The 25,571-nt window shown below is 60.3% G+C and carries 22 protein-coding genes and 1 pseudogene; 20 read left to right on the plus strand and 3 right to left on the minus strand.

What is annotated here, in order from left to right:
* Positions 1-187 precede the first annotated feature (187 nt).
* The 6 genes from QP457_RS06465 to QP457_RS06490 all read left to right on the plus strand — a co-directional run bounded on the left by QP457_RS06465 (position 188) and on the right by QP457_RS06490 (position 10,479).
* A complete protein-coding gene (locus QP457_RS06465; protein WP_240196485.1) occupies positions 188-2,071 on the plus strand; it encodes an integrase in 1,884 nt (627 codons plus the stop codon).
* 11 nt (positions 2,072-2,082) lie between these two features.
* A complete protein-coding gene (locus QP457_RS06470; RefSeq protein WP_205404897.1) occupies positions 2,083-2,856 on the plus strand; it encodes a nucleotide-binding protein in 774 nt (257 codons plus the stop codon).
* 134 nt (positions 2,857-2,990) lie between these two features.
* Positions 2,991-3,434, plus strand: a complete 444-nt coding sequence (locus QP457_RS06475; protein WP_205404896.1) for a hypothetical protein — start codon at positions 2,991-2,993, stop codon at positions 3,432-3,434.
* Positions 3,435-3,926: 492 nt separating this feature from the next.
* A complete protein-coding gene (locus QP457_RS06480; RefSeq protein WP_205404895.1) occupies positions 3,927-6,365 on the plus strand; it encodes an RHS repeat protein in 2,439 nt (812 codons plus the stop codon).
* Positions 6,365-10,165, plus strand: coding sequence for an RHS repeat-associated core domain-containing protein (locus QP457_RS06485; RefSeq protein WP_205404894.1), 3,801 nt, complete (start codon positions 6,365-6,367; stop codon positions 10,163-10,165). The genes QP457_RS06480 and QP457_RS06485 overlap by 1 nt, the downstream gene beginning before the upstream one ends.
* The gene (locus QP457_RS06490) at positions 10,165-10,479 is read left to right on the plus strand and encodes a hypothetical protein (RefSeq protein WP_205404893.1); all 315 of its coding nucleotides are present in this window, start codon (positions 10,165-10,167) and stop codon (positions 10,477-10,479) included. Before QP457_RS06485 ends, QP457_RS06490 begins: the two co-directional genes overlap by 1 nt.
* A 736-nt stretch (positions 10,480-11,215) precedes the next feature.
* On the opposite strand, the gene QP457_RS06495 is transcribed toward QP457_RS06490, so the two are convergent.
* Entirely contained in the window at positions 11,216-11,563 is a 348-nt protein-coding gene (locus QP457_RS06495) for an HNH endonuclease (RefSeq protein WP_205404892.1), read from the minus strand.
* 392 nt (positions 11,564-11,955) lie between these two features.
* Between QP457_RS06495 and QP457_RS06500 the strand changes: the two genes are divergently transcribed.
* From QP457_RS06500 to QP457_RS06520, 5 genes and pseudogenes are all read left to right on the plus strand, one after another.
* On the plus strand, positions 11,956-12,900 hold the full coding sequence (locus tag QP457_RS06500; RefSeq protein WP_205404891.1) for a hypothetical protein: 945 nt from the start codon (positions 11,956-11,958) through the stop codon (positions 12,898-12,900).
* 84 nt (positions 12,901-12,984) lie between these two features.
* A complete protein-coding gene (locus QP457_RS06505) occupies positions 12,985-13,527 on the plus strand; it encodes a WYL domain-containing protein (protein ID WP_286041339.1) in 543 nt (180 codons plus the stop codon).
* A 164-nt stretch (positions 13,528-13,691) separates the two neighbouring features.
* Positions 13,692-13,877: pseudogene (locus QP457_RS21585) on the plus strand (histone-like nucleoid-structuring protein); the annotation flags it as partial.
* 248 nt (positions 13,878-14,125) lie between these two features.
* Positions 14,126-14,533: a hypothetical protein gene (locus QP457_RS06515; RefSeq protein WP_205404888.1), complete on the plus strand. Its 408-nt coding sequence runs from the start codon at positions 14,126-14,128 to the stop codon at positions 14,531-14,533.
* Positions 14,534-14,787: 254 nt separating this feature from the next.
* Positions 14,788-17,241: a KAP family NTPase gene (locus tag QP457_RS06520; protein ID WP_205404887.1), complete on the plus strand. Its 2,454-nt coding sequence runs from the start codon at positions 14,788-14,790 to the stop codon at positions 17,239-17,241.
* A 116-nt stretch (positions 17,242-17,357) separates the two neighbouring features.
* Here QP457_RS06520 and QP457_RS06525 read toward each other — a convergent pair whose 3' ends face one another.
* Complete coding sequence (locus QP457_RS06525) at positions 17,358-18,125, minus strand: hypothetical protein (RefSeq protein WP_205404886.1); 768 nt, start codon at positions 18,123-18,125, stop codon at positions 17,358-17,360.
* 86 nt (positions 18,126-18,211) lie between these two features.
* A complete protein-coding gene (locus QP457_RS06530; protein ID WP_231098223.1) occupies positions 18,212-18,511 on the minus strand; it encodes a helix-turn-helix transcriptional regulator in 300 nt (99 codons plus the stop codon).
* A gap of 198 nt (positions 18,512-18,709) precedes the next feature.
* Between QP457_RS06530 and QP457_RS06535 the strand changes: the two genes are divergently transcribed.
* The 9 genes from QP457_RS06535 (at position 18,710) to QP457_RS06575 (ending at position 25,544) form a co-directional block, all read left to right on the plus strand.
* Complete coding sequence (locus tag QP457_RS06535) at positions 18,710-19,573, plus strand: hypothetical protein (protein ID WP_205404885.1); 864 nt, start codon at positions 18,710-18,712, stop codon at positions 19,571-19,573.
* On the plus strand, positions 19,570-19,932 hold the full coding sequence (locus QP457_RS06540; RefSeq protein ID WP_205404884.1) for a hypothetical protein: 363 nt from the start codon (positions 19,570-19,572) through the stop codon (positions 19,930-19,932). Before QP457_RS06535 ends, QP457_RS06540 begins: the two co-directional genes overlap by 4 nt.
* 45 nt (positions 19,933-19,977) lie before the next feature.
* Positions 19,978-20,472, plus strand: coding sequence for an ABC transporter permease (locus QP457_RS06545; RefSeq protein ID WP_240196484.1), 495 nt, complete (start codon positions 19,978-19,980; stop codon positions 20,470-20,472).
* A gap of 601 nt (positions 20,473-21,073) precedes the next feature.
* Positions 21,074-21,868, plus strand: a complete 795-nt coding sequence (locus tag QP457_RS06550; protein WP_205404883.1) for an SDR family oxidoreductase — start codon at positions 21,074-21,076, stop codon at positions 21,866-21,868.
* A 23-nt stretch (positions 21,869-21,891) separates the two neighbouring features.
* Complete coding sequence (locus QP457_RS06555) at positions 21,892-22,233, plus strand: carboxymuconolactone decarboxylase family protein (RefSeq protein WP_057496160.1); 342 nt, start codon at positions 21,892-21,894, stop codon at positions 22,231-22,233.
* A 95-nt stretch (positions 22,234-22,328) separates the two neighbouring features.
* Positions 22,329-22,892, plus strand: a complete 564-nt coding sequence (locus QP457_RS06560) for a TetR/AcrR family transcriptional regulator (RefSeq protein WP_057496159.1) — start codon at positions 22,329-22,331, stop codon at positions 22,890-22,892.
* A 112-nt stretch (positions 22,893-23,004) separates the two neighbouring features.
* On the plus strand, positions 23,005-23,685 hold the full coding sequence (locus QP457_RS06565; protein WP_205404882.1) for a DsbA family oxidoreductase: 681 nt from the start codon (positions 23,005-23,007) through the stop codon (positions 23,683-23,685).
* A 106-nt stretch (positions 23,686-23,791) separates the two neighbouring features.
* Entirely contained in the window at positions 23,792-24,352 is a 561-nt protein-coding gene (locus QP457_RS06570) for an OsmC family protein (protein WP_205404881.1), read from the plus strand.
* A 70-nt stretch (positions 24,353-24,422) separates the two neighbouring features.
* Complete coding sequence (locus tag QP457_RS06575) at positions 24,423-25,544, plus strand: alkene reductase (RefSeq protein ID WP_181406125.1); 1,122 nt, start codon at positions 24,423-24,425, stop codon at positions 25,542-25,544.
* Positions 25,545-25,571 lie beyond the last annotated feature (27 nt).

Below are 25,571 nucleotides of genomic sequence, written 5' to 3' on the forward strand. Positions count from 1 at the left end.
TGCGCTGGACTTCGATGCAGACGGTTTCGCTTTTGAATCAGAGGTTTGCAAGAGAACTTCCTACGGGTTGTAGCGATCAATCCAGGCCACTTGCGGCAAGTAACGGGGTTCTTCGTTGCGCCGCGGTTGCGCCAGTCACTCAAAGAGGATCAAATCGATGTTGCGACGGACAGACGGCGGATCGACCATGGATACGGTTGTTGCGGCCCCGCGCCGCCGAGGCACCAAGTTTAAGCTGACCTACCGGCAAATCTGCGAACTGAGCGTGGCCAAAGGCCCCGTCGAAGGCAAGCAGGGAAGGGTAGTCATCGCCCCTCGGCTGCCCGAAGACGCCGGGAAGCCTTACCGCGTCCTGGACGGCAACCAAGGTGCTCCGACGGGGTTCGGGTTCTACGTAGGCACCACCCGCACCACTTACGAAGTCGTGGTCCGAGGCCCGGCCGGGGTTCGTCGGTTCTCCCTGGGCAGCGTCACCGACATCGGACCGGAGCAAGCCTACGAGTTGGCGCGACGGAAGTTGGCCGTGGTTCGAGAAACGGGCGAGCATCCTTCGAAGGAAGAGGCCCGAGCCGAGCAGTTGGTGGAGCTGAAGGGGCTCACGCTGGCGGATTGCTTTGCGGCCTACGTTGAGGACCTGCAGAAGCGCGTCCGCAACAAGAAAGCCAAGCCCGCCAGCATCCGGGCCATCCAGGATAGCTTGGCGCGGTTTGCCCGCCCGGAAGTCGGGCTCGCGGACAAACCGATCCTTCAGCTTCTGGACAAGGACATCCACCGTGCGTTCGACGGCCTGCGGCGATCGTCCATGGTGCGCTCCAACCGGATCCCCACCCCGATGCGCCAAGCACTGGCAGACCAGTCGGATTGGGCCGCGCTCTCCACGCAACAGCTCGAAACGTTGGGCGTGACCGGGAAGTACATCCAGCGAGTCAAAGCGGCCGGTTTGGCGTCGACCGAGCACGCGTTCACAGACGCGAAGAGGGCGGTCGACCTGGTGCTGAAGCGAGAACGCAAAGCGGCGGCTCAGCAGCAGCGTGACCCGGTGCTGCGCTACAACCCGTTCCAGGTCATCCACGACGACGACATGCTGCGGGACTCGCAAGCACTTCGCCGGCACTACGAGCGCGCGGAAGTGCGCAATCCGTTGGGGGACGACACGCTGCCCACGGTCCTAAAGGTGATCTTGGCCAGGCGGGACGAGCAGGGCGGCTTGAACGCCACCGGCGCGGACTACCTGCTGCTGACCCTGCTCTGGGGCACCCGCCGCGGCGAGGCCGCTCCCCTGCGTTGGTTTGACCGGTGCTCCCCGGGCGAGCTGCGTCAGTCGGAGGTGTCCTGGGTCTGGTTGGCCGGGCCGGATGAGGTCAACCCTTATACGAGGCGGGCAGGGTCTCAGGTCTACCTGTTTGACACCAAGAACGGCGAGGAGCGCTACCTGCCGGTGGCCTATTTTGCTGAAAAGATCCTCCAGCGGCGTTTCGACGAGCGCGCGGACGAAACGAGGCTCAAGCAAGACTTGGCGGACGCGGAAGAAGTCTTGTCCGCCGCCCGAGCCCGGCGTGCTCGCCGGGATCTGCTGGACCGGCTGGAGAAAGAGGCGGAGAGGGCACGTCGCGCGCTGGCCAAAACCATGTTTGTGTTTCCCGCCCGATCGGACCGAAGCACGACGGGGCATTACTCTGACAGTAAGAGCATCGTGGCAAACGTGCGCCGGGACGCGGGGTTGCTCGATCTGCGGGCAGAGGTGGACATTGGTCTGACCCTCCACGATCTGCGCCGGACGCTCGGCCGTTACGCCGCCCTCCTGTTCGGCGAGAGCCGGATCGTCTCCCAATTGCTCCACCATCGCACATTGGGCCGCGGCGAAGATCGCATGGCCGCCGTTTCGGAACGTTACACCGAGCAGGAGTGGTCCAAGCTCCGCGAGGCCATGGGCAGGGTGGAGGAACATATGGTGGCGACAAGTCCGCGTGTTTGGAACCGCTTGAAAGGCACGGACAAGCCTCGGCTGGACGAATCCGGCGATGCGCCAGTCTCGATTTTCTCAGCAAGAAACCGGCGCGACGATAAGTAAGGAGCGACCCAATGGAATGCCAGCGTAAAGAAGAGGACTACCTGGAGCAGCGCTCTGCGGCACTGGATGCTGAACTGAACAAAGCCGCCGCAGGCTTGCCGCCTCCGACGATCAGCACCAAGGCAGCGGCGCGTTACCTGGGGGTCCACTTCGACACGCTGGGGGAGTGGCGCCGTCGAACGCCTCCGGCCGGGCCGCCTTTCGTCAAAGGTGCCGGCCGTGCTGGAGGAGGGGCGAACGAGCACGTTCGTTACCCCTACACGGAACTTGTGGCTTGGCAGGCCTCACGCGTGGGGCGCAGTGTCAAAGAGCGTCGCTTGATCGACGAACTGGACGCGGCCCAGCAACGGGTCCGTGAGCTGGAAATCGAATTGGCCTTGCGGCAGGCGCGGGACGATGCAAGCCGGCTGCAGAAGAAGTTGGGGCGAATCGCATCGCTGGCCACGCTCGATGACATTGCCGTGGTTCCCCATGAGTGGGCATTGGTGGACGGCCGGGTGGCGGGGCATGTTTTGGTGGTGAACGACCAAGTGCTCAGCGGTGCGCTAGAACGTGGCGACGTGTGGGATGCCACAGTCGAGGTGGCCCTGCAGGCGCCTTGGGTCGACGGTGAGACGCGTGAGGCCTACCACTGCGCTTGCGCAAACGTGCTTCAGACGGTGATGCGAGAACTCCGCGAAGCCAGGGCTGCCCAGCAGGCAAGCGATTTGGAGGCGCGTTGGGCGCCAGGGGATGCGACTGGTGTGTCCGGGCGGCCTTTCGCCCGAGGCAAAGAAGTGTCGTGACGCGGCAGACGGGCCCGGTGGAGGCGACTAAGGGAATGTTTTATAGACAGCGCGCAATTGGCCAAGGCCGATGCCGTAGCGCGTAGCACCCACTTGGATAGGTGATGGTCCCTCAAGTTCAGAGAGGAAAAGATATGAACGCAAGCATTGCAGCCGCCATGGGCTTCGACGACCTCTACGGAGGCAGTGAGGCTTTCCGCGAACGCTTCGATGAGATGCTGGACGCAGTGAAGGCGCTGCCAGAAGGCCTTCACGAGCGTGGGCGGTCACTGATGTATCCCCAGCTTCACAACGCTTGCGTGATGGGGGACGTGGAGCTCGTGAGGGCGCTTTTGACTACTGGGCTGGACCCGGATGCGTATACCTACACAGACGACGATGAGGATCAGCCTCCCTTGGTCTGGCTGGCCCGTGATATGGAGCTCAATTTCGAGGTGAAGCGTCAGATCGCCGAGGCACTGCTTGCGGCAGGAGCGAGCGTGGAAGAGGGAGAGCCGGAAGAGGAGGCTAAGAGCGTTGGGGACGACGATTTCGCCAGCTTCCTGCGTGCCAAGAGTATGTCTGACAGTGCAGGGTGATACATCGCTACCAGTCTTTCCGCTTGTCGACATTGCTTATGGAAGCTGGAACAAAAGTACCGCAGACACGGGGATCGACCCGCTTGTCAGCCAAATAAGTCCAGTTTCAGTTCTTCCGAAAGGTCAACCCCAGATAGGTCATCACCTCGCTCCCCGCATCCATGCTGAAGGACACCGCGTCACCAGTCATGCTCGGGCCGCCCGTTCCAAGTTGGCCAGCTGGCCCGCCTCGCGATCTCGCAGGTCCCTGCGGTCCCTCGCATAATTGGCTCAGGCCCGGCGGCGCTAAGCCGCTGACGCGTTGGAAAGGTGTCGATTTGGTTCAGTTCTATCATCGGGATGCTCCGTGGGGTAACGAACGGTTGCATCTTCAACCCACTGAGTTGTAACGCTTGCGAAGTGCGTGAAGGCGCCCCTAAAGGGTTTTTCCAAACTTTCAAAGCAAAAACGCACCGGCTGGGTGGGCCCGACTAGGAAAAAACCTACAGGACAATGCGGGCTTTTCTGACGAGTGCACGATCGGGTGAACGTGCAGAATCGGCAAAACTGCATGAACAGGTCGTTCATTCTCGCCAGGGGAACATCATGGGATGCAAGGGATGGTGGCTCGCTCCAGTCTTGCTGTGCTTTGCTGCAAGGTCGGTTTCGGCGCAGGAATTCGTGGAGGTCGAGTCCGAATACGCCAATCGCATTGGCAAGGCCCAGCAGCTTGGGAAGCTTGATGCAGGAGCCTTCGGCGAGAGCATTTCTCTGTTCAACGGGCAGTTGAGCTTTTCGGTCACAGACATCGCCATCCCGGGCAACGCTGGGCCGCCTGTGGCGCTGAGTCGCAAGCGCACCATCAGTGAGCGCTACCTGTATCAGGACAGCAAGCCTGGCGACCTTGCCGGCTTCTACGACTGGGATATCGACGTTCCACACTTGGAGGGTGTTTTCAGCGCCCGCGGATGGGTGGTTGGGCCCGATAACGACGCGAGCCGCTTCCAGCGCTGCTCACAGCAGAAGCGCCCCTACATTGGCGAAGGCGGCATTTCCTATTACCCGGAAACCGTGTTCTGGAACGGCTATGGTCTGAATCTGCCGGGGCAAGGGAGCGCGCAGATGCTGGTGGCATCAGCCGGCATCCCCATGCCCGCCGATGGGCAGAACTATCCTTGGGTGACAGCCGGCAACGTGCGCGTCCGCTGCTTGCCGCAGACCGAGAACGGAGAACCTGGCGAAGCGTTCCTGGCGGTCACGCCGGATGGGACGAAGTACTACCTCAACTGGGTCGTGACGCGCGAAATGACCCGGATGAATTACAAGGATAATCCGCTGGCACCAACCCGGTCGCTGTCACGAACCCATGTTTTTTTCATGGCGACGCGCGTGGAGGATCGTTTCGGCAACTGGGTCAATTACGGATACAACGGGGACAAGCTGACGTCCATCACCAGCAGTGACGGACGTGCCATCACCCTTGGCTACTCCGGCGACCGCATTACAAGTGCCTCGGCCAACGGCCGAACATGGACCTACCAGTACCGCGAACCCGGCGTACTGGGTTCACGTATTGATGGTGGACTGGCTGCCGTAGTGCTTCCCGACGGCACGCGGTGGACCTACACCGTGAGCGGCACCCTGCGGCCACCCAATTTTGGACCTACGCCGGAGGGCTCCGAGTGCGATCCCCGTATGGGAACCGTCTACGGCCCCTACAGCTACGCGGTGGGTCATCCGGCGGGTGCGGTGTCTACCTACTCACTGGCCTATCGCTACTTCTACCGCGCTACCGACATCAGCCCGTGCTCGTCGCCTGAGCAGACACCCTACATCGGTGTCTGGAACCTGCAGCAGCGGACCATCAGTGGATCGGGTCTGCCATCAATGACAACCACCTACGGCTTCCAGGATGGCTTTTCAGCCGAGGGTCGCTGGACGACGGTGACGGAGCCTGACGGAAGCGTCACCAGCTATCTGTTCGGCGTGCGGCCGCGCGTCGACGAAGGCAAGGTGCTGGAGACCCGAACCGCCAATGCTGCGGGTGTGACGCTTCAAGGCGTGAAATACCAGTATCTGAGCAAGGAAGAGGCTGCTGGTCAGTTCATTCCTCTGGTGGGGCAATCGCTGAGCATCATGACCCCAACCGAAGGACTCATCGAGCCGCAGAAGCAGGTCGTCACCACGCGCGAGGCCACGGCATATACCGAGCGGGTGGATCTATTCGACCTCTTTGCGAGGCCGGTCCAGACCTACAGGGGAAGCGATCTGGGCGTGGCCAAAGACAGGGTTGTATTCCATGACGATCTCGCTAACTGGACCTTGGGCCAAAAGGAACGCGTGGAAGATGTCGACACTGGTATCGAGCAACAGCGCACCGAGTTCAATGCACAGTCCCTCCCGCAATCCATCTGGGTGTTCGGAAAGCTGAGGCAAACGCTGGCCTATGACTCGCTGGGGAACCTCACGCAGGTGGTTGATGGCAACGGCAACGCAACACAACTGCAGGATTACAAGCGGGGCACGCCTCGGCGCATTCTGTACGCCGATGGCACCAGCATCTCCGCCACGGTGGACGACAACGGCTGGCTATTGAGCAGAACCGACGAAACCGCGGCGACCACATCCTACGGCTACGACGCGGCCGGTCGCTTGGCTCTCATCCAGTATCCCGGCGGTGATAGCGTGGCGTGGAATGATTCGATCATCAGCTATCAGCGGACGACCGGGTCTGAACGAGGGTTGGCAGCAGGGCACTGGCGTCGCACGGAATCAACCGGAAATGCCCGGCGTATCACTTGGCATGACGCGTTGATGCGTCCTGTGCTCACCGAGGAGTACGACGCAACCAATCGCAGTTCAACGCTGCGGCAGGTCATCACATCCTATGACCACGCCGGCAGGACGATATTCCAGTCCTATCCCGGTCGCTATCGCGTGGAGGGGCCCTGATGCGAGTGCCGACAATGATGGAAGGGAGCGTTCAGTCGCGCTGGCTGGGCGCACTGCTGCTGATGATCATGGCGCTAGCGATCAGTCCCGGCGTACACGCCCAAGCCTGGGTCAGGCTGACCGGCCCGGCGCAGACCGTCTACACAGCTCCAGCAACTGTGACCATGACGGTCGAGTTCGGAAGTACCAATGCGGGTCCCAAGTCCGAGTACATCGACAATGTCCGGCTGACGCAAAACGGCGCGCTGGTTACCAATTTCGCGTATGGCGCGTACACGGTACATGGTCTGCCTCCAGGAACGTATCAGTACATGCTGACGGCGCAGGGCATCCGCAACAACAACGGGGAGGAGATTGTAAGGTCGCTGCAGAGTGGGCCTGTGGTCATCACTGTCAATGCTCCTCCGGAACCTGTTAACTCGGCCGAGATGGTGTCTGCATCGCTGTCAACAAATCGCGTGGTAGCCGGCCAGCCGTTCGTGGCGACGGTCACGATGAGGAATACCGGGGAAACCACGTGGACCCCGGAAGGTGGATATGCACTCAGCATGCCCAACGACAATCCGGCGTACTGGCAGTCATCTAGCCTGCCCGTCCCTGGGCCAGTGCCGCCTGGAGCAACAGCGACGTTCAACGTCACTCTGGTTCCCAGCACGGGCGCGACCAATGGAGGTTGGTATGGCGTGTCATTCCAGATGCACAGGAATGGGAACTGGTTTGGGCTTGCTTCAGGCCAGATCGGCTTCTTCATATGGCAACCGGTCAACGGCGCTGAGTACCACAGTCAATCCGTAGCCAGTGAAATGAAGACTGCGGGGAGCCAATCCGCCGTAGTAAGCATGAAGAACACCGGCGACACCACGTGGTATCCGGGCAGCTACTGGTTGGGGTCGCAGAATCCAACCGATTCCACGCTATGGGGCGGGGCGCGCATCCCTCTGCCTCGCGCAGTGGCGCCGGGCGAAACAGTAGATATCCCTGTGCCAATGCAGGCGCCAACAACGCCGGGCGTCTACAACTTCCAGAGACAGATGTGGGCTGATGGAAAGGGCTGGTTCGGGCCCGCCACGCCAAATGTGGCGGTCAACGTAACCGCGCCTGTGAACAACGCGCGAACCGAAGAGGGCGGCGGCTTCCCGATCAGTATGGAGACGGGCAGCACGATGCAGATGCGGCTGCGCTTCCGCAACATAGGCGAGACGACGTGGAGCAGCGGAGCGGGCTACGCACTGGCAACCGAGAATCCTGCCGACAACACCGTGTGGAGCGCCGCACGCATTCCCCTACCGCATGATGTGCCCCCCAATGGCATCGTGGAATTTCTATTCACGATCACCGCACCTTCCGTAGCCGGGCAATACCCGTTGCAGTGGCGGATGAATCAGGAAGGTGTGGGCCGATTTGGAGATGCCACAGCCAATACCAATACCCGCGTAACGCTTCCGCCTCTGAAGGGTACTTGGACAGAGTACGATGCCTTGGGACGCCCCACATCGGTTTCCCAGGATACCGAATTGGGAATGGCAACGAGCGTCATCACCTACGAGGCGGGCAACAGACGCGCCACGGTGGATCCACGAGGCTTTACCACCCGCGTGCAGTACCTTGCGTTCGGTACACCGGCGCAGTCTGAAGCTCTTGCCATAAGCGCACCCGAAGGGCAGTTCACTGATATTCCCCGAGATCGCTATGGGCGGCCGGTGGCAATCGTGCGTCGCAATGAAGACGGCAGTGTGCGCTTGCAGCGTACGCTTGTGTACGGCGCTGGTGGGAAATTGTGCAAGGCCATAGAGCCAGAGTCCGGGGCTACGGTCATTGCCCAGGATGGCGCCGGCAACACCCTCTGGACCGCCAGTGGCTTGAACCTTCCGGATGCCGCCAACTGTGATCTGGCAGCAGCGCAGGGATCCGGGCGACGTATTGATCGGACGTACGATGCGCGTAACAGGATTTCGACGCTGACGTTCCCCGACGGCAATGGAAGCCAGACCTGGACTTACGCCGCAGATGGGCTTCCAACACAGATAGTCACGCTCAACGACGGTGGAACGACCCAGACTACCAATGCCTACAGCTATAACAAGCGAAGGCTGATGACGGGCGAATCCACGTCACAGCCCGGTTGGTTCACGTGGGGGCTGGGCTACTCTTACGACGCCAACGCCTCGCGCTCGGGTATCCAGTACCCGAGCGGCATGTTCATTGCTCTGGATCCGAATGCCCTGGGCCAGCCCAGCCGCGTCGGTAGCTATGTGAGTGGCGCTGAGTACCATTCCAACGGAAGCCCACGGCGATTTGCTTACGGTAACGGAGTTCAGTTCGTGCAGGAGTTGAATGTACGGAACCTGCCTTCCCGGACCACTGCGTCACCCGGCGTCGTTGACCTGACCTATGCATACGACGCCAGCGCAAATGTCAGCGCTATCCTCGATTCAATCGACGCGGGCCGTAACAGGCAGATGATCTACGACGGCATTGGACGCCTGACGCAAGCTACGTCGGTTGCCTTCGGCGGTGATGGAGTGATTCGCTACGCATATGACGTTCTCGACAACACGTTGAGCGCCAAGATGTCTGGAGGCAAAGATCACACTTACGCCTACGATTCCAGTAATCGGCTGACTAATGTCATGTCGAGTGACGGCGCAACGACGACGGGCTTGGCCTACGACGTGCAGGGGAACCTGTTGATGCGGAATGGCCAGGCATTCGTATTCGACTTCGGAAACCGGCTGCGCTCTGCGCCGGGTCCGGAGAATTATCGCTATGACGGCCATGGACGTCGTGTCTTGGCGTGGTTGCAGGGTAGCGGCTCGATTCTCTCTATGTACGACAGTGAGGGGAGTCTTCGTAGGCAGTACAGCGAGAGGGACGGAACATCTGTCGAATATCTATATCTGAATGGCACTCTGGTCGCGGCGCTGAAGACAGGTTCCGATGGAGTTACACAGCCTGAGTACATGCATTTGGATGGAGTGAAGACCCCTGTTGCCGCCACAAATGCGTCAGGCAGTCTGATTTTTGGAAGCTTCTATGATCCGTTTGGAGGGCTTGTTAGGGGTATCCCCCGAGAGGGAATTGGCTATGCAGGACATGTCAGCGATATCCATACCTCCCTCTCCTACATGGAGCAGCGCTACTACGATCCTGTGGTTGGTCGATTCCTCTCGGTCGACCCGGTCACGGCTTATGAGCAGCCTGGAAGTGGGTTCAATCGATACGTGTATGCGAACAATTCGCCGTTCAACTATCGAGATCCAGATGGACGGGATGAAGAGTGGTTCTCGAATGTCGACCCGATGGGGAACCCTGGGTTCGGGAACGAACTAGGAGATGATGCGTTCAACAGTAGCGGACAAGCGCTCATCACAGTTGCGGCCTCTGGTGCCGTCGTTCCCGGGCTGATCCGCGCAATAGCGGCTCCCTTCATCAAGCAAGCGGTGAGAGAGAGTCTCGGATCCGGGAAGGGGGCGGGTGACTTGCACGCCCCCGGCGACGCTCCTGATGCCACAATCATTGTTAGAGGAGGGACTGCGGAAATGCCCCCGCCAGGGACTGTGTTCTCCGGCTCTCAAGGCCGCAGTGTGCAGGAGGCTGGTGCTGGCGTGCCTCATGGGACAATTAGAACGTCTACTGCGGGCGAGATCCGTGGGTCAGGCGGGCGAGTCGACGTTGCACCGGAGCCGACACGGAGTGGTCAAATGAACGGGCAGCACGTGAACGTGAGAGAAGGTGGCGGAGCTAGTACCTTTGGCGAAGCTAGGGCGAATCCTGTCCCCAAGGTCGAAAGGATCAACTGATGAGCAATGATCGTTTTTTCGAAATTATCGAATATCGAGACTTCCATGATGTTCCCCGACTCATCGCAGTCCGCTCTGAGGATGGGTGCCTCTGGATATTCGATAGCAAGTTTGATGATGATTTGGATGAGTATGAGCCCTTCTATCGAGTTTATTCGGTCGATCTCGATGCTGCCCCTGGATCGGGTCATATTGAGGAATATCTGAAAGGACGCTATTCAGTGCAGAGGGCGGAAGTGCGGATTTCTCAGGTCGATTTCGACACCACACGCAGAAAATCGTTTGCAGTGAAGGATTGGCCGGCGCCTGAGTAGGTGAAATCCTGAGGGGATCTTCGCGAACGCATGGTTGCGGCGCTTGCCTCCTCTCGACAACGCTCCAATCGATGGGCGGAGTTGGGACGGTGGACGCCGCTGTAGCCACCCGCCAGGCTGCATGTCGAGCTATTCGCGCGAGCCGCGCAGCGTGCACTCGCGTTAAAGCTCGGGAACGACATGTCGTCATTCCAAGGCCCCGCTCTCCCGCCGCAGCGCGGGTTGCCGTTCTTGCTCCGGACCAAGGCTGCCTGCGTGCTTGGCCCAGATGAAGTGGGAAGACACGTCATGTGGAGAGCCGCCCTGCGGTCAGAATAGGGTCTAGTTGCGCCTCGGCTCGCTAGCTGGCTGCGGCCGTTCCTATCGGGGCGGCCTTGCTAGGATCGCCGCCATAAATCGCTCTGCTTGCAGGCGCGTAGCAATCGCCAGCACAACCTTATTCTCGAAGTTGACGCCATCCGGAGCCTGCAGAAAAGTAGCAACTTCAACGTCTAAAATATCAACGATTCGCTCTGCAGGGTTTCCAGAATTTCCGTTGATGCCAAAGAGCCTGGAGTGGATGCCATCAAGATCAGCTACTGCGATCTGGTCTGTACCGGCCTTCCGGTGGCCTCAATTGCGCCGAAGGCGTTCAACAGGCGATATTCAAGGGGAGGGGATACCGGCATTCCCGCATCTTAGTGGAGCCTCCGGTTGTACCCCAGCCTTCTGTTCGTCCTCAGTACAGTTGTGGATCCTATCGGCGTCTTAGCTGGGCCACGCTCGGCGGGTGCCACTTGCCCTTAGCCAGACGTTTCTGCACGAAGGCGCGGTAAGCCTCGGGGGAGGGCGGCGATTTGCGTTTGTGCCGGCGTGTGTTGCAAAGCCAGCAGGCGGCAGCGATGTTGCCGGCCACGTCCTTGCCGCCTTCTTGCTGGGCGACCAGGTGCTCGGCGGTGCAACGGAGCGGCCTGGCCGTTTTGGCGCGCAGGCCGAACGGCTTTAGTTCATCGGGAGAGACGTTCCACATCGGAAAGCTGCAATAGCAGCAGCGGCCCTTCTGGGCGTGGAAAGCGTCGATTCTCAAGCGTTGGAGTTTGGGCATGCTTAGATCTCAAAAGACAGGAAAAACCATCCCGTCGTCGCTTGTGCGATCGGATCGGGAACCTGTTGCCTTGAGCTAAGCAGGCAATACGCCGGGGGTGTTTCCCCTCGCGGCAATGGAGTTATCGCTCCCCAAGGCGGTGGGTGTCAAGATGTGCCGTGACTGCCCTTGGACTGCCCTTGACCAATGGACGGGCCAGCTCTAGTTACTGGAAGCCCGGTTTCAGGAGCTGTTAACTTCGTTCTCCCACGGACGGAGGATTTTGGATGCCGTTGGTCGAAGGCGCCGATGTAATTGAAAACGAGGCTGGTGACCACATCGATCCCGTAAACCGCCGGATCAACATCATGTGCGCCGGCATGGGCCTGCTTGGTGGGCGTTGAGGAGGGGCAATGAGCTTTTCTAAGCGAATGTTGGGGTTGGACGACGAATTGCCGGAGGTTAATTCCGAGGCCTGCAGCTACCTACACACCTGTGAGGTCGATGACAACTGGTTGCGCGCAGCCGATCCCGATCAGCAATCGGCCGCGATGCGGCAGTGGCTGATGGCCCGTTACTGCGATCCGGCTTACGAAACCCCCTACAGCTCCGAAGTGGGCTACATCTACACCCGCGGTGGTCCCTGGCATCCCCGCGACGTGCTTATGGAACGATTCGCAGGGATTGCCGACTTCGACACGATCGAGCGGCTGGTGGCCGACATCCTCGCCGAGATAGGGGATGAGTTTGCACCGACGGCGCTCACGGCTGAGGAGGACTGGGATGTTGAGGTCGAAACCGCCGACAGCCCCATTCAAGATCTCCGGAAACGGGTGGGCGACCTGAGGCTGGTATTGCAGATGGAAGGGCCCGAGCACGGCAAGTTTCAGGCAAGGAACTTGGTTTACGCCGCGCTGATCACCGCACTGGAAACTTTCCTGTGGGAAACGGGTGTGTGGTGGCTGGCCAACGAAGATGAGAGCGTCGACCGTCTGGTGGCCGCAGGGCCATCCTTCTCGAGTGATCGCCGGTTGAAAGACATGATGGGCGGAGAACAGTTGGAACTGGAGGGGCGGCGGCAGCGTGTCCACAACGGTATGAAGGACATGGTCTGGCACCGCTGGCGCAGCAACTGGCCGTTCCTGGCGGCTTTGCTGGACATAGAGATGCCTAGCCATGACACATATGGATTCACTGCAGCCGCATCAAAGCGACATGACATCGTTCATCGGTTCGGGCAGAACAAGGATCGCACCGAGGCCGTCTATGCGACCACCGGCGAGGTGGAGGCCCTGGCGGATGCCGTGCTGGCCTTCGCAGATGACTTGAACGCCCGCATTGCCGCGAGAGGGCGTTGACATGTGCCACTCTGACGAAGACGAAGTGAGGGCTTTTCACGATAGGCGCGCGCCGTATTACGAGCTCTTCAAGGCCGCAGCTTGATGCGTTTCGGTGAGCGCGAGATCGGGGCGTCGGTGTTGGCCCTTGCCGTGGCCAGTCTGCTGTTCGCGCTGCTCGACGAATCCAACCCTCCGTCGCGATGCGCCGACGGTTGGCACTCGCCCTCTATCGGGGAAACAGGTGCGTGTTCACACCACCGGGGCGTTGTGCCTGGGCGCGACCCCACCCCATGGTGGAAACGCGCGCTTCCCATCGCGGCTGGCTTGGCGATTTTCCTGGTGCCGGCTTGGCGCAACGGGGCGTTTCGGCGCCAGAGGCATGACCCCATGGCCGCGTTCACCGATCCGGTGTCGATGGAGATTCGCCAAGCGATGGAGGAAGGCAACGATGTTCGCTTCCTCTACACGAAGGAAGGGCAGGTGCCGCAGTGGCGCACCGTGACGCCCTTGGAGTTGACACACCTGCACCGCGCCAGCCATGCGTCCCGGTGCGTATTGGCATACTGCCATTTGAGGCAAGCCAAGCGTCGCTTCGTCCTGTCCCGTATCGAGCAGATGAGCCGCGTAGCGGCTATGCGCCCGTAATCCAACTTCCGGCCACTATTTGGCCTCTACCCAGCCTATGGGCTATTACCCATGGATCTCTTGAACGGAGGTGCCCCTTGGCCCTGACCACCCTGAAATCCCTCAACGCCGAAATCAAACACCTCGAAGCCCAGAAGAAGCTGGTCGAGAAGCGCGACGGCGAGGTGCCCAAAGCCATGGCGGTCCTGCAGAAGTATGCGAAGGTCCTCAGTCCGGCCCAGCGGCGGCAGGTGGCCAAGCTCATCGGGGAGACGATCGACACCAAGCCGGCGCGTGCCGCCAAGGCTGCCACGGAGTTCCGAAAGGGCCGCAAGCTTGGCAAGGTGGCGCCGAAGTATCGCCTCCCAAGCGGTGAGACGTGGGCTGGTCGGGGGTTGGCCCCCAAGGCCTTCACCGCGTGGGCCGAGTCCGCCGAGGGCAAGGCGTGGGCTCAGGCCAACCCCGGAGCGAAGTTCCCCCCGGCCGGAGGTACGGTGAAGAAGGCGCGCGCTAAGGTTGCCAAGAAGGCGGGCAAGCCGGTGAAGAAGGCCGCCCAGAAGGCCGTCAAGAAACTTGCGAAGAAAGCCGTCGCCAAGAAGGCCAGCAAGAAGGTCTGATCATGCGCGGCCTGTTCCCCAAGAAGAAGAGCCGGCTCTCGCCCCAAGGCAAGGCCATTGCAGCGGCCCACGCACTCCTGGACACCATGGAGGGCCGCCTTGACGAGAAGGCGGCTGGGCGCTGGTTGCGAGAAGAAGTCGGGCTTCAGTGGTCCAGGCTGACCTGCCTTCAATACCTCTCTGGAAAGGAAGCCCTGGGCGCGCTAAAGGCGCTGCCGAACGATTGGTCGGAGCGCGGTCGCACCAAGCAGCACCTCCAGGCCGCTTCCATCCTGGCCGCCCATGCCGTCGCAAACATAAGGCAAGACGGGAGAATGCTGTGCGCCAGTGACTTTGCTCACGAGCTCAAAGGCAAAACCGTTGAGCAGTGGCTGGCTGAGAAATCCGACGCGGTTCGGGAAGAAGTCTGACATCCGACACTCATGGCCACCGATGGCGGTCCGTAGCCGACCATGTCTCGCTAGTGAGCGAGCAGGTGCTCGGGGGCGTTAGAACGTGGCGACGTGTGTGATGCCAGGGGCGAATTGGCACTACAGGCGATTTGGGTTGACGGGGAGGCCGGTAAGCCCCACTACAACGCTTCTGGAAACGTGTGAAGGATGATCGCCAGTTCGCGGCCTATTTGGCTTCAAAGGCGGCGTTGTAGGTCTTTTTATCAGGAAGAATGGCAGATGCGCTGGAGTGGCCATCTACCAGCGGAGCGGGCCAGCAGTGCATATGGGAATCGATCAGTTGGGTGCCCGATTGGCCCAGTTCACTATTGCAGTTGAATACGGTTACAGGGGATCAAGAAATGCTGGCATGGCTAAGGAAGTGGTGGGGTCCAAACAATGATGGTTCCGCCGGATCGAAGACCAAAGCCGAGGAGCCGTTTCATTCAGAACTGGACACCGGTTCGGACACGGAGGAAGAGGGAGCACCTTCCGGTGATCAGTTCCTGGATGATCAGCCCATCACCGGTCGATTGTCTGATCGATTCAATCGGGCGCCGTTCGCGTCCCGGTTGGCTCATACGCTAGCCCAGCGCGCCGATCCGTCCAGCATCGTCGTTGGCCTATATGGCCCTTGGGGTGATGGGAAAACATCTGTCCTTGAAATGATGGGGGAGGCATTGAAGGAGTATCCGCGGGTCATTCTTGTGCGCTTCAATCCGTGGCATTTCCAAAGCCAAGACGCCCTGCTGCGAGGGTTCTTCGCGACACTTGCTGAGGCGATGGACGAATCCTTGCCCAATAAAATGGAGAGGGTGGGTGAGCTTCTGAAGCAGTACGGAGGGCTCTTGTCTCTTGCGAACGTGACCTTCGCAGGTGCGGTTCAGATTTCCCCTGGGGAGGCCGCAAAGAGTGTGGGCGAGTCGTTGTCCACTGTGAGTCTGGAAGAGTTGCGTTCGCGAATAGATCGAATGCTGGGCCAATCGAATCGCCGTTTGGTGGTTCTCGTTGACGACATCGATAGGCTGGATCGCGAGGAAACCCACGCCATCTTTAAGCTGGTCAAGCTGTCCGCTAGCTTCAAGCACACGTCGTACGTTCTGGCCTTCGACGATGACGTGGTTGCGGCGGCGTTGGGTGAACGCTACGGAGAGGGCGGGGCCAAGGGAGGCCGGGCGTTTCTTGAGAAGATCGTCCAAGTGCCGCTCAACCTTCCCCCGGCAGATACCAACAGCTTGCGATTGATCGCTTTGGAGGGGGTTCAGAGGGCGGTTGATCAAACAGGGATTGTGCTCACCCAGAGTCAGGTGGACGCGTTCATTCGGCACTTTGATGACGTTATTGCACCGGCACTCGGCACGCCGCGAAAAGCAAAGCTTCTATCAAACGCTCTCCTGTTTGCCCTCCCGATTCTTAAGGGTGAGGTGAACACCGTCGATCTGATGCTCATCGAGGGGGTTCGGGTGATTTATCCAGGCCTGTACGCTGCAATCCGATCCAACCGCGACCTTTTTCTTAAGGGCGGGCGCGCAGGCGGGCGCGAAGATAATCAGAAGAAAGAAGAGGAAATCTCCGCTTTGCTGGAGAAATCGCTTCCTCACATCTCGGTCGAAGAGCGCGGCTGGATCCGTCGTCGGCTGCTGGAGCCGCTGTTCCCCAGGCTGGGAAATTCGATGTATGGCGGGGAGTGGGATTCGACTTGGGCTGCGGAGCAAAAGATCTGCGCGGGGGAGTACTTCCAGCGATACTTTGCCTACGGAGTGCCATTGGGCGACGTGCCTGATCGCCTGATTGCAGAGTTCATAGGAAGCGCGCAGGCGCTGTCACCCCCCGAAGCAAGGGAAGCGCTGGAACGGTTTGCAGAGAGGCAGGGCATGCCTCGCTTGGTTACAAGGCTTCGCCAGAGAAAAGAGGCTATCAACGCTACGGAAGCTAGGGCGATAGCACTCGCCTTTGCAAGGAACGGAGATCTCCTGCCGCGGGAGCGGGGCATGCTAATGCCACTGGATACGCGCGGTTCGGCGGCCATTCTCATCGCGGACCTGCTAAGAAGGCTGCCCGCGGGCAGCGAAAGGCAAGGAGTGGCTGAACAGGTCATTCGGGAGGCATCGTCGGTTGGGTTTGTCTCCGATTGCTTGCGTTGGATCCATCATTACGACGACAAGCCCGAAGACCGCCGAGTGCTTTCCGACGAGGGTGATAAGGCTCTCGCAAAGTTGGCCGTAGAACGAATCGAGGCTGAAAGCGCCGAAGCGCCATTCTTCCTTACCGAACCCAAGGACGCCCCCACGCTCTATTGGCTATGGTGCCAAGAGACATCGGATGCACATGTGCAACACGCGCTCCGTGCCCAGTTGGATACGTCGACGGACCGAGTGGATGCATTTTTGGCGTGTTTCGTGGGAGAGTCTTGGGGAGTTGAGAGTGGGATCCCCAGGCCGGGGGACTTTGATAGGCGCCAATACGACTCTGTTTCCAAGCTTGTTGGCGCGGACTACATTGCTGCCAAGCTCAAGGAGCGGTATGGGGCTGAATTGGACAGTCCTGAGGAATACCCTGCTGAGGGGATGGATCAACCCCGCCGAGTCGCGCATCAGTTCATGAACGTACATATCTTCGTTACTCAGGAAAAAGGCTCGTCGAGCGGCAGCGACGCAACTCATACAAGCGAAGAATCCATGAAGTAGTTTGTTCGAGTCATGGCAGGGGCACATGGCCATGGACGGCAGCCCCGCAGCATTCGATCCAGGTTAAAAGATTGATTTGCCCATGGTGCTGAGATTGCTCACGGATTCCATCGCGCTCATTCGGGTGCGATGGCACACAAGCGTCGAACGTACGTGGGATAGGTGCCAGAAGTGGCGCCGACTATGACTACATTGTCGTTGATGCGATGCGTTCTTTCGTCAGGTTTTGTGGTGCAGGCGGCGTCATCGTGGAGGTCCAAGAAGAGTGCTGACTTCCGGGCCAGAGCTTGCATCCAAGAAGGCACGATCGCGGGGCCGCTCGTATTGGAGATGATGAGTGCGATCGAAAGACCTGCAAGGACTCGTGCCACGAGGAGCAAGACGTCTTTGTCCTCCAGCGGGCCCCAAGTCAGGAATATTCTCGCTCCAGCCCAGAGCATTAGTCCTGCGGTGGAAAGTGTGCTGACGACAATCGCCACCACTGACACGACCCGAAGCACGGACAGCGGTAGCAGCAGCGCAATTGTGGTCGGAAAGTGCGTCGGGTCTTGGCCGGTCGCCTCGTTCACTGCCATTTTGCTGATGCCCGTTGCAGCTGCCAGTGCCATCACGCTCGCGCCGGTCACCAACAGCTTCACGAGAGGAAGCTGGAGCTTGGGTGTGACCCACAGGTATGTCTCGCGCAGAAAACCAAAAGCGAGAAGGCCGCTAGAGGCGTAGGCCAGGCAGCTGGTTGGCAGTCCGCGCGGGGAGGCGTGAAAGGAGGCGATGGCCATCAGCAGAAGCGCTAAACCTACCAAGTAGACTTTGATTGCTAGCGATTGGTTCTCCCACCAAGCAGAAAAACGCTGATAACAATGAAGGCGTTCCGCAGCATCGGACATCCACATTCCCCGCCCTCTCGAATGAAAGGAGATGGTCTCGTGCTGCCGTCGCAGTGGATGAGACTACTGATGCATCAAGGCGGCGGTCAGGCCTTTTCAGAGTCCGCCAAGAGGCGGTCAATGGCTTGCTTTCGCTTTCCTGGGGGAAGTGCGGTCAGCTCTTCTAGGGCTTGAGACAGCTTGACCTGCTGGGCCTCGCTTTGAACGCCCAACGCCAAAATCGCGTCGGCCATCGCCGGCGTCGTCGCCAGCAGGTAGGCCGGCGGCACGTCCAGCGCCTGCGCCAGCTCGAACAGTGCTTCCAGGCTCACCGTCATCGATTCGCTTTCATAGCGACTGATGCGAGCCGATGCGGTGTCTTTGTCCAGGCCCATCCTGACCCCCACTTCGCGCTGGCTGAAGCCTCGAAGGATCCTGGCTTGGCGCAGTCGCGCGGCCACGATCGCTCGCGGAGTTGGCGTAGTCACAGGCTGAACGGATGCAGTGCAGGCATGCACCGATGATGACCGAACCCCTACGCCCCGGGTAGACTCTACGTGTCACGTAAGTTCGTGGCAAGTCCATCCAAAGGAACGAGGGGCTGTATGAAGAACGGGGCAGTTCTGGCCGGCGCGCTCGCGCTGGCCGTATCGACGGGCGCCAGCGCCCAATCCATGACCCCATCGGGCCTGCTTCGGCAGATCGGCGGGGTCCTTTCTGGAAAGTCTGGGTCACAAGCCAAGGTGTCCCATCCCCTGTACGCCGAGCAGGCCGGCATCTATTGGGACTTGGACGAGGACACCCTCGAGGGCGCTCAGCACCTGCGCGAAGGGCTGTCCTCCACCGGCGCGCAAGGGATCGACATGTGCGACATGGGCCTGCTGGCAATGGCCCATTCCGCCTACCAGTTGAGGCCTGACAAACGGCAGTGGTGCTTGCGGCAGGCGTGGGTGGCCGCAAAGAGGACGACGGGCAGCAAAGAGGCGGAGCCGTCAGCGGCGGTGATCGAGCAGCGCTTCGGGCCTGCTTTCGACGCCCGGCTGGAGCGATTTAAGGGGATCCGACGATATGCCGTTCGCCCGAACTTCAAGGCGCTGGGTGGGATCAGCTACAACGCGGATCGGGGCGTCATGGAAGTGTTCGTTCCGATGCCGCAGATCTCGCTTGCTGGCTTGAGTGTCACGGGAAAGAACTTCGTCCCTTGGATCCGCAAGACGCCGACGGGCGTGTCCAGCCCGCCGAACGCGGGGCGCTACCGGTTGCTGATCCGGATGGACCCCGCTGAAGCGGCCAACCTCGCGCGGCAAGGCCGATCGTTCCAGGACGACCGTGTGGTCTTCTCGGTCAATCGGGTTTGGATCGACGGCACGGAACCCAAGATGGACGTGACCGTCGAGAAAGTGAGCTTGGGCTACCGGAACGAAACGATCGAAGTGGACGTCACCAAGAACCAAGGAGAAGGTGCATGAAGTGTGGAATGGTAGTCGCCGCGGTAGCGGCTGTTGCCATGATCGCCTGCGGTAAGGCCGAACAGGGACCGTCGGTAGAGCAGGTTGCAAAGGGGTACGAGCAGTATTTGAACGCGAACCTGGTGGCCGAGCTGGGGCAGCGCGTGGAAGTGCGTGGCTGGGAGAACTTGGAGGCTGACTGCAATCAGAGCGGGCCCGAGCGAACGACGTGCGTCACGGGCGGCACCCTCGATGTGATTGGTTTCCAGGGTGGGCGCCAGCTGAAGGTGGCTCCTGCGCCCGTGCCGGCCCGGGCAGACCTGGTGTTCGAAAAGCGGGCAGGGCAGTGGGTGCTCATCGACGCACAGAAGAAGCCCTGATCGGACCTTGTAACCCGCCCTCGTTTCCGCTCATTTGGAGGTTCCATGAATGCCCATGTCCGCTCTCACTCGACCGCATCCCATATGCAGTGGGGCCTGCTCGCACCCGCAACGGTCCTCCTGGGCGGTGCTGGCCTGCTCGCCTTCGCAGGCGGTGCAGAAATTTCTGGAGAGCTGGGGCTTGCCTGGCAGGCTGTGGCGGCGTTCTCGGCTGGCGTTGGCGTGCTGGCGCTCCTCCTGCTGCTTTGCGTGCTGAACTGGCGGGCGGCGCGCGTTCGGGCAGCCAGGGCGGTCAATCCCTTCTTGGAACCGAGGCGCGGGGGCTTTTGGAAGGGGGCACTGATGGGGACGCTGGTCGTGGTCGCGATCCAGCTGGCGAGCATCGGTGTGGGAATCTTCTACCCCGGTCTGATTGAATCGGAACGCAATTTCTTTGTTTCCGTCCCGCCGCTGGCGCTGGCCGCCCTCTACACCGTCTTCCCGATTGCGCCACTGGTGGGCGGGTTGATCGGGCGCGCGTGGCGCGCCACCAGTCTGTAGGGCGGGCCACGAACTTCTAAAAACCGTCAAAGGGAGGGGAAATGTCGCCTTTGGGCGGTCCGCAAAAGACGCCGCGACGATGGCCGCCTACGTCCCTCGATGCTCGATCAGCGCCGTCCGGTAGTTCTCGCAGGCGTCCCTGAGGCCCGTTTTGGCCGCAGCGATCAACGCGTCGGTGCCCATGCGGGCGGTGCTCCGACACGGCTGCAGCCGCTGGAAGGTGGCCTGGCGTTACCGGGGAACCATTGCGCGGGCGTCCGGGCAGCTTCGAACTTGACGCCGTATTGGAGGCCGGCCGGCCGGCTGCAGGCGGCCTACCTCAACAAAAGCGTGGGGCGGACCGTTGCCGGGGGACGGATGCTGGTCGCTGTCCTTGTAGAAGCACAGGTAACCATTTCCGAGATCGGGACTCTCTGACGTCCTTTTGCGGCGCTCCACTATTTATCGACCTGCTATGGCTGACCAAGGTCAGCCTAGGGCTCCCTAGGTGGTTCAGGGCTAGACCTGAACAAGCTGAATGAAAAGGCCGCGAGTCTTTCTTGACACCCATCGATCATCGGCATAGCCTACCAACCACTAGGTAGGCATAAGGGCCAATCAGATGGACATCAAACAGTTCGACGGTCGCAAGTTGTTGGTCGTGGGTGGCACCAGTGGGATCGGCCTGGAGGTCGCCCAAATGGTGGCCGAGCAGGGCGGCGCGGTCGTTGTGGTCGGCAATCGCCCGGAAAAGGCAGAGGTTGCGCGCCAGCAGTTGGCGGCCTTAGCGGGGGAGGGCAAGGCAGCTGCTTTCGCCGCAGATCTCTCGAACCCGGAAAGCGTGCAGACGTTGCTTGCAAAGCTGGCGGCGGAACACAGCGACATTGACCTCCTCGTCAACACGGCAGGCATCTTCTATCCGAAGGCATTCTTGGAGCACTCGATTGAGGACTACAACAACTTCCTCGACCTGAATCGCTCGCTGTTCTTCATCACCCAGCAGGTGGCCGCTTCGCTGGTCGCGCAGAAGAAGCCGGGTTCGATCGTCAACGTCACCGCTGTTGCGGCCCGCCAGGCCATCGAAACGGTTACAGCCCCGGCTTACTCGATGGCCAAGATGGGGTTGGATGCAATGACCAGGCACGTTGCTGCAGAGCTGGCGGAGCACGGCATCCGCGTGAACGCAGTCAGCCCCGGCATGGTGGAGACGAGGATTTTTGAGCGGTTTATTCCTGGCGAGCAGCTTGCGGGCGCGTTGGATGGCTTAAAGAACTTCCATCCGCTCGGCCGCAATGGCACACCGCGCGATGTTGCAGAGACCGTCATCTTCCTGCTGTCGGACAAGGCCTCCTGGGTTACCGGCGCGGTGTGGGACGTGGACGGTGGCGTCATGGCTGCTCGCAAGCTCGGCAATTAAACCAACATACAAAGGTGATCGAAATGGAAAAGAAGTGGACCGAAGAGCTGAAGTCGCTCATCAAGCGTGTCAGTGGCTTCAACAAGGCCAATGCCCCTGTGGCCAGCGCCTTCCATAAGCTGGAGCTCGCTACCCGTGAGGGCAACGTGCTGGACGCCAAGACCCATGAGCTGATCTCGCTCGCGGTGGCTGTGACCACCCGTTGCGATGGGTGTATCGCTGCACATGCCGGCGCGGCCAAGAAGGCCGGGGCGACCAAGGAAGAAATCGCCGCTGCCCTGGGCACCGCCATCGCACTCAATGCCGGCGCCGCCTATGTCTACTCCTCGCGCGCTCTTGAGGCGTATGACGAGATTGGTGCGTAAACCGCAGCCCAACGACGGCAATGAGGTTGTCGTTGGGCATTGACTAACTACCATGTGGTAGGTAGAGTTGATTTCATCAAAGTGGAGGTATCGAGATGGCCGTTGGCACACGCGACGCCTTGGTTCACACCGCTGAAAACCTGATGCGAACCCGCGGCTACAGCGCCTTCAGTTACGCGGACCTCGCTGAGGTTGTCGGCATTCGCAAGGCAAGCATCCATCACCATTTCCCGACCAAGGAAGACTTGGGCGGGGCAATCGTGGAGGACTACATTGAACGAGTCCGCACCGAGTTCGATCGTGTTGAGGTTCAGCACAGCGATGTGGTTGCCCGCCTTGAAGCCTTTTTCCAGATCTTTAAATCTGGTGACGACGGCAAGTTGCTCCCTCTATGCGGGGCGCTGGCTGCAGAGATGTCCGCGTTGCCACCGAGCATGCAGCAATTGACTCAGCGGTTCTTTGAGATGCAGCTGACTTGGCTCACCCGAATGCTGGAGCAAGGCATCAAGCTCAAGCAAATCCCCAAAGGCAGTGGCGCCAGGCAGAAAGCATTCCTGCTTCTCAGTGTTCTGGAGGGCTCCAGCTTCATCAACTGGGCCACCAAAGACGCCGACTCGTTGCAGCCAAGTGTCATCAGGCTGATCGTCGAAAACGCCTGACCTTATCGCGGTGCTGCCTTCAAGCACTGAGGGCTCGCACGGCATTTTTTACAGATGCTTAGCCTACCGACTGAATGGTAGTTCGCATCTGCTCGGATTAATGGAGAGCGTCATGAAAACGGTCAAGGTGGACATCTGGTCGGACTACGTCTGCCCGTGGTGCTGGATTGCGAAGAAACGCTTTGAAAAGGCGGTTGTCTCGCTCGCAGGGCAGGTCCAGGTTGAGGTGACTCACAAGGCCTATCGCCTTGCGCGAGGGGGCAAGCCCATGGACTACAAGACCGCGTTGTATCAGAAGCTGGGCGGTCCGGCGGGCGCAGATCGGATGATGGCGGCCGTCAGCACGAATGGCATCCTGGAAGGCTTGGTCTACAACTTCGACACCATGCGTTTCGGTGATACGACGGTTGCGCATGCGCTGGTCAAGAGTATCCGCTCCCCGGTGGTGGCCCAGCTGCTGAGCAAGCGCATCTACAAAGCAGCGACCACCGATGGCATCGACATCTTTGACCAGGACGTCCTGGCATCGCTTGCCAAAGAGGTCGGCGTGACGGACACCTTGTTCGAGTTCGACTCTGAGCGCATCGCCGCTGAGATCGGACGCGATGAAATGGATGCAAACCAGATCGCCAATGGCGTTCCGTTGTTCTTGTTCAACAACAAGGTGTTTGTCTCCGGTGCTCGAGAAGTGGATGTGTTCGAACGCGCCATCCTTGAAGCAGCCCGTGAGATGCCAGCGCCAATGAGTGTCGCCGGCGAAGGCGAAAGCTGCGGCATCGACGGCTGCCATTGAGCCTTCCGGACACGCAACGAGATATCGATAAATCTAAGGAAGTGGCTCGATGCCCTTCCGATGCACTCCAACGCGCCAAGGGCGCATTCTTGAAAGGACCATTCAAATGACCACCAACCTCAACGGCATTGACGTCTCTGCTCTTCAGGCTGTCGCACAAGAAGTCGCCGCAACCACTGAGCCTGCAAAGCGTAGTGCCCGTTTCAACGTGAAGACGAAGTGGGAGAACCAGACCCGCAGCGTTGCGACCGTGAGCCGGTATTCGATCCGCGGTGAAGAGTACAAGCGCCACTTCGAGATTGCCGCGGATGAACCGCTGGAGTTCCTGGGTCAGAACACGGCGCCGAATCCGCAGGAACTGCTCATGGCCGCCCTCAATGCGTGCTTGTCAGTGGGCTATGCGGTCAATGCTGCTGCCATGGGCATCACGATCCACAGCTTGGAAATCGAAACCGATGGCGAGCTCGATCTGCGCGGCGTGCTGGGCCTGGATGAGAGCGTCAATCCTGGCTACGACGAGGTGAGCTACGTGGTTCGGCTGCACACCGATGGATCGCGTCAGCAAGTGGAAGAGCTGCACAGAACCGTTACTAAAACCTCGGTGAACTACGCCAACTTCTCCAAGGCAATCCGCATGGTTCCGAAGCTCGAAGTCGTCGAGGGCTGAGCCTTCCTCCATTTACAGCACCTGTAGCAGCAGCCCCTTCGCACTGCGTATTCAATAAAGAGAGACCATCATGAGCAAGCTGTTCACTACCTACGACCTTTCCGGCTTGCCGCTGGCAAACCGCGTCGTCATGGCCCCGATGACCCGCACCCGCACGCCGGAGAACATCCCGAGCGAACTGACGGCGCTCTACTACGGCCAACGCGCCTCGGCCGGTCTGATCATCACCGAGGGCCTTCCGGTCTCCGATGAGGGTCGTGGATACCTGTATACCCCCGGCCTCTACACCGATGAGCAGACCGAAGGCTGGCGTAAAGTCACCGATGCGGTGCATGCCAATGGCGGCAAGATCTTTGCCCAGCTCTGGCACGTCGGTAGGCTGTCGCACGTCTCGCTGCAGCCGGGCAACGTCGCGCCGGTGTCGTCGGGCGACGTGCCGGCGACCACCACGATGGTCTACGCATGGGTCGAGCCTGGCAAGGAAGGCCCGGTGCTTCCGAGCAAGCCGCGTGCACTGACCACCGATGAGGTCAAGCGTGTCATTCAGGACTTCGCCTCGTCTGCGCGTCGTGCCATGGATGCCGGCTTCGATGGCGTCGAACTGATGGCCGCCAACGCGTTCCTGTTCGACCAGTTCCTGAGCAGCAAGCTCAATACCCGCACCGACCAGTATGGTGGGTCGATCGAGAACCGTCAGCGACTGCTGCTGGAGACCATCGACGCGGTCGCGGCTGAAATCGGCGGCGAGAAGGTGGGCGTTCGCGTCTCCCCGTTTGGCCGCATCTACGACATGGAGGCCTTTGAAGGTGAGGCCGAAGCGTGGGCAAGCATGGCCTCGGCGCTGAACGACCGCACCTTGGCGTTCGTGCACCTGAACTATCAGACCACGATCTCGGCAGCGGGCACGCCGGCTGGCTTCGGCGCCGCGTTCCGAAAGGCATATCAGGGCACGCTGATCGGTGCAGGTGGGTTCACCCAGGAACTGGCCGAGGCGGAACTGGCCAAGGGCGAGCTCGACCTGATTGCGTTCGGCACCAACTTCATCTCCAACCCCGACCTGGTGGAGCGGATGAAGAACGGCTGGCCGCTGGCAAAGCCTGATCCGTCCACCTTCTATGGCGTGATCGGAGCCAAGGGTTACACGGACTATCCGACCTACGATGGCGCTAGCGCCGCCGCAGAAGTCGTCTGATCAACTACCCCGCTAATGCGGGCCACA

The organism is Stenotrophomonas sp. As-7, assembly GCF_030291015.1.
In the GTDB taxonomy this organism is placed as follows: Bacteria; Pseudomonadota; Gammaproteobacteria; order Xanthomonadales; family Xanthomonadaceae; genus Stenotrophomonas; species Stenotrophomonas lactitubi.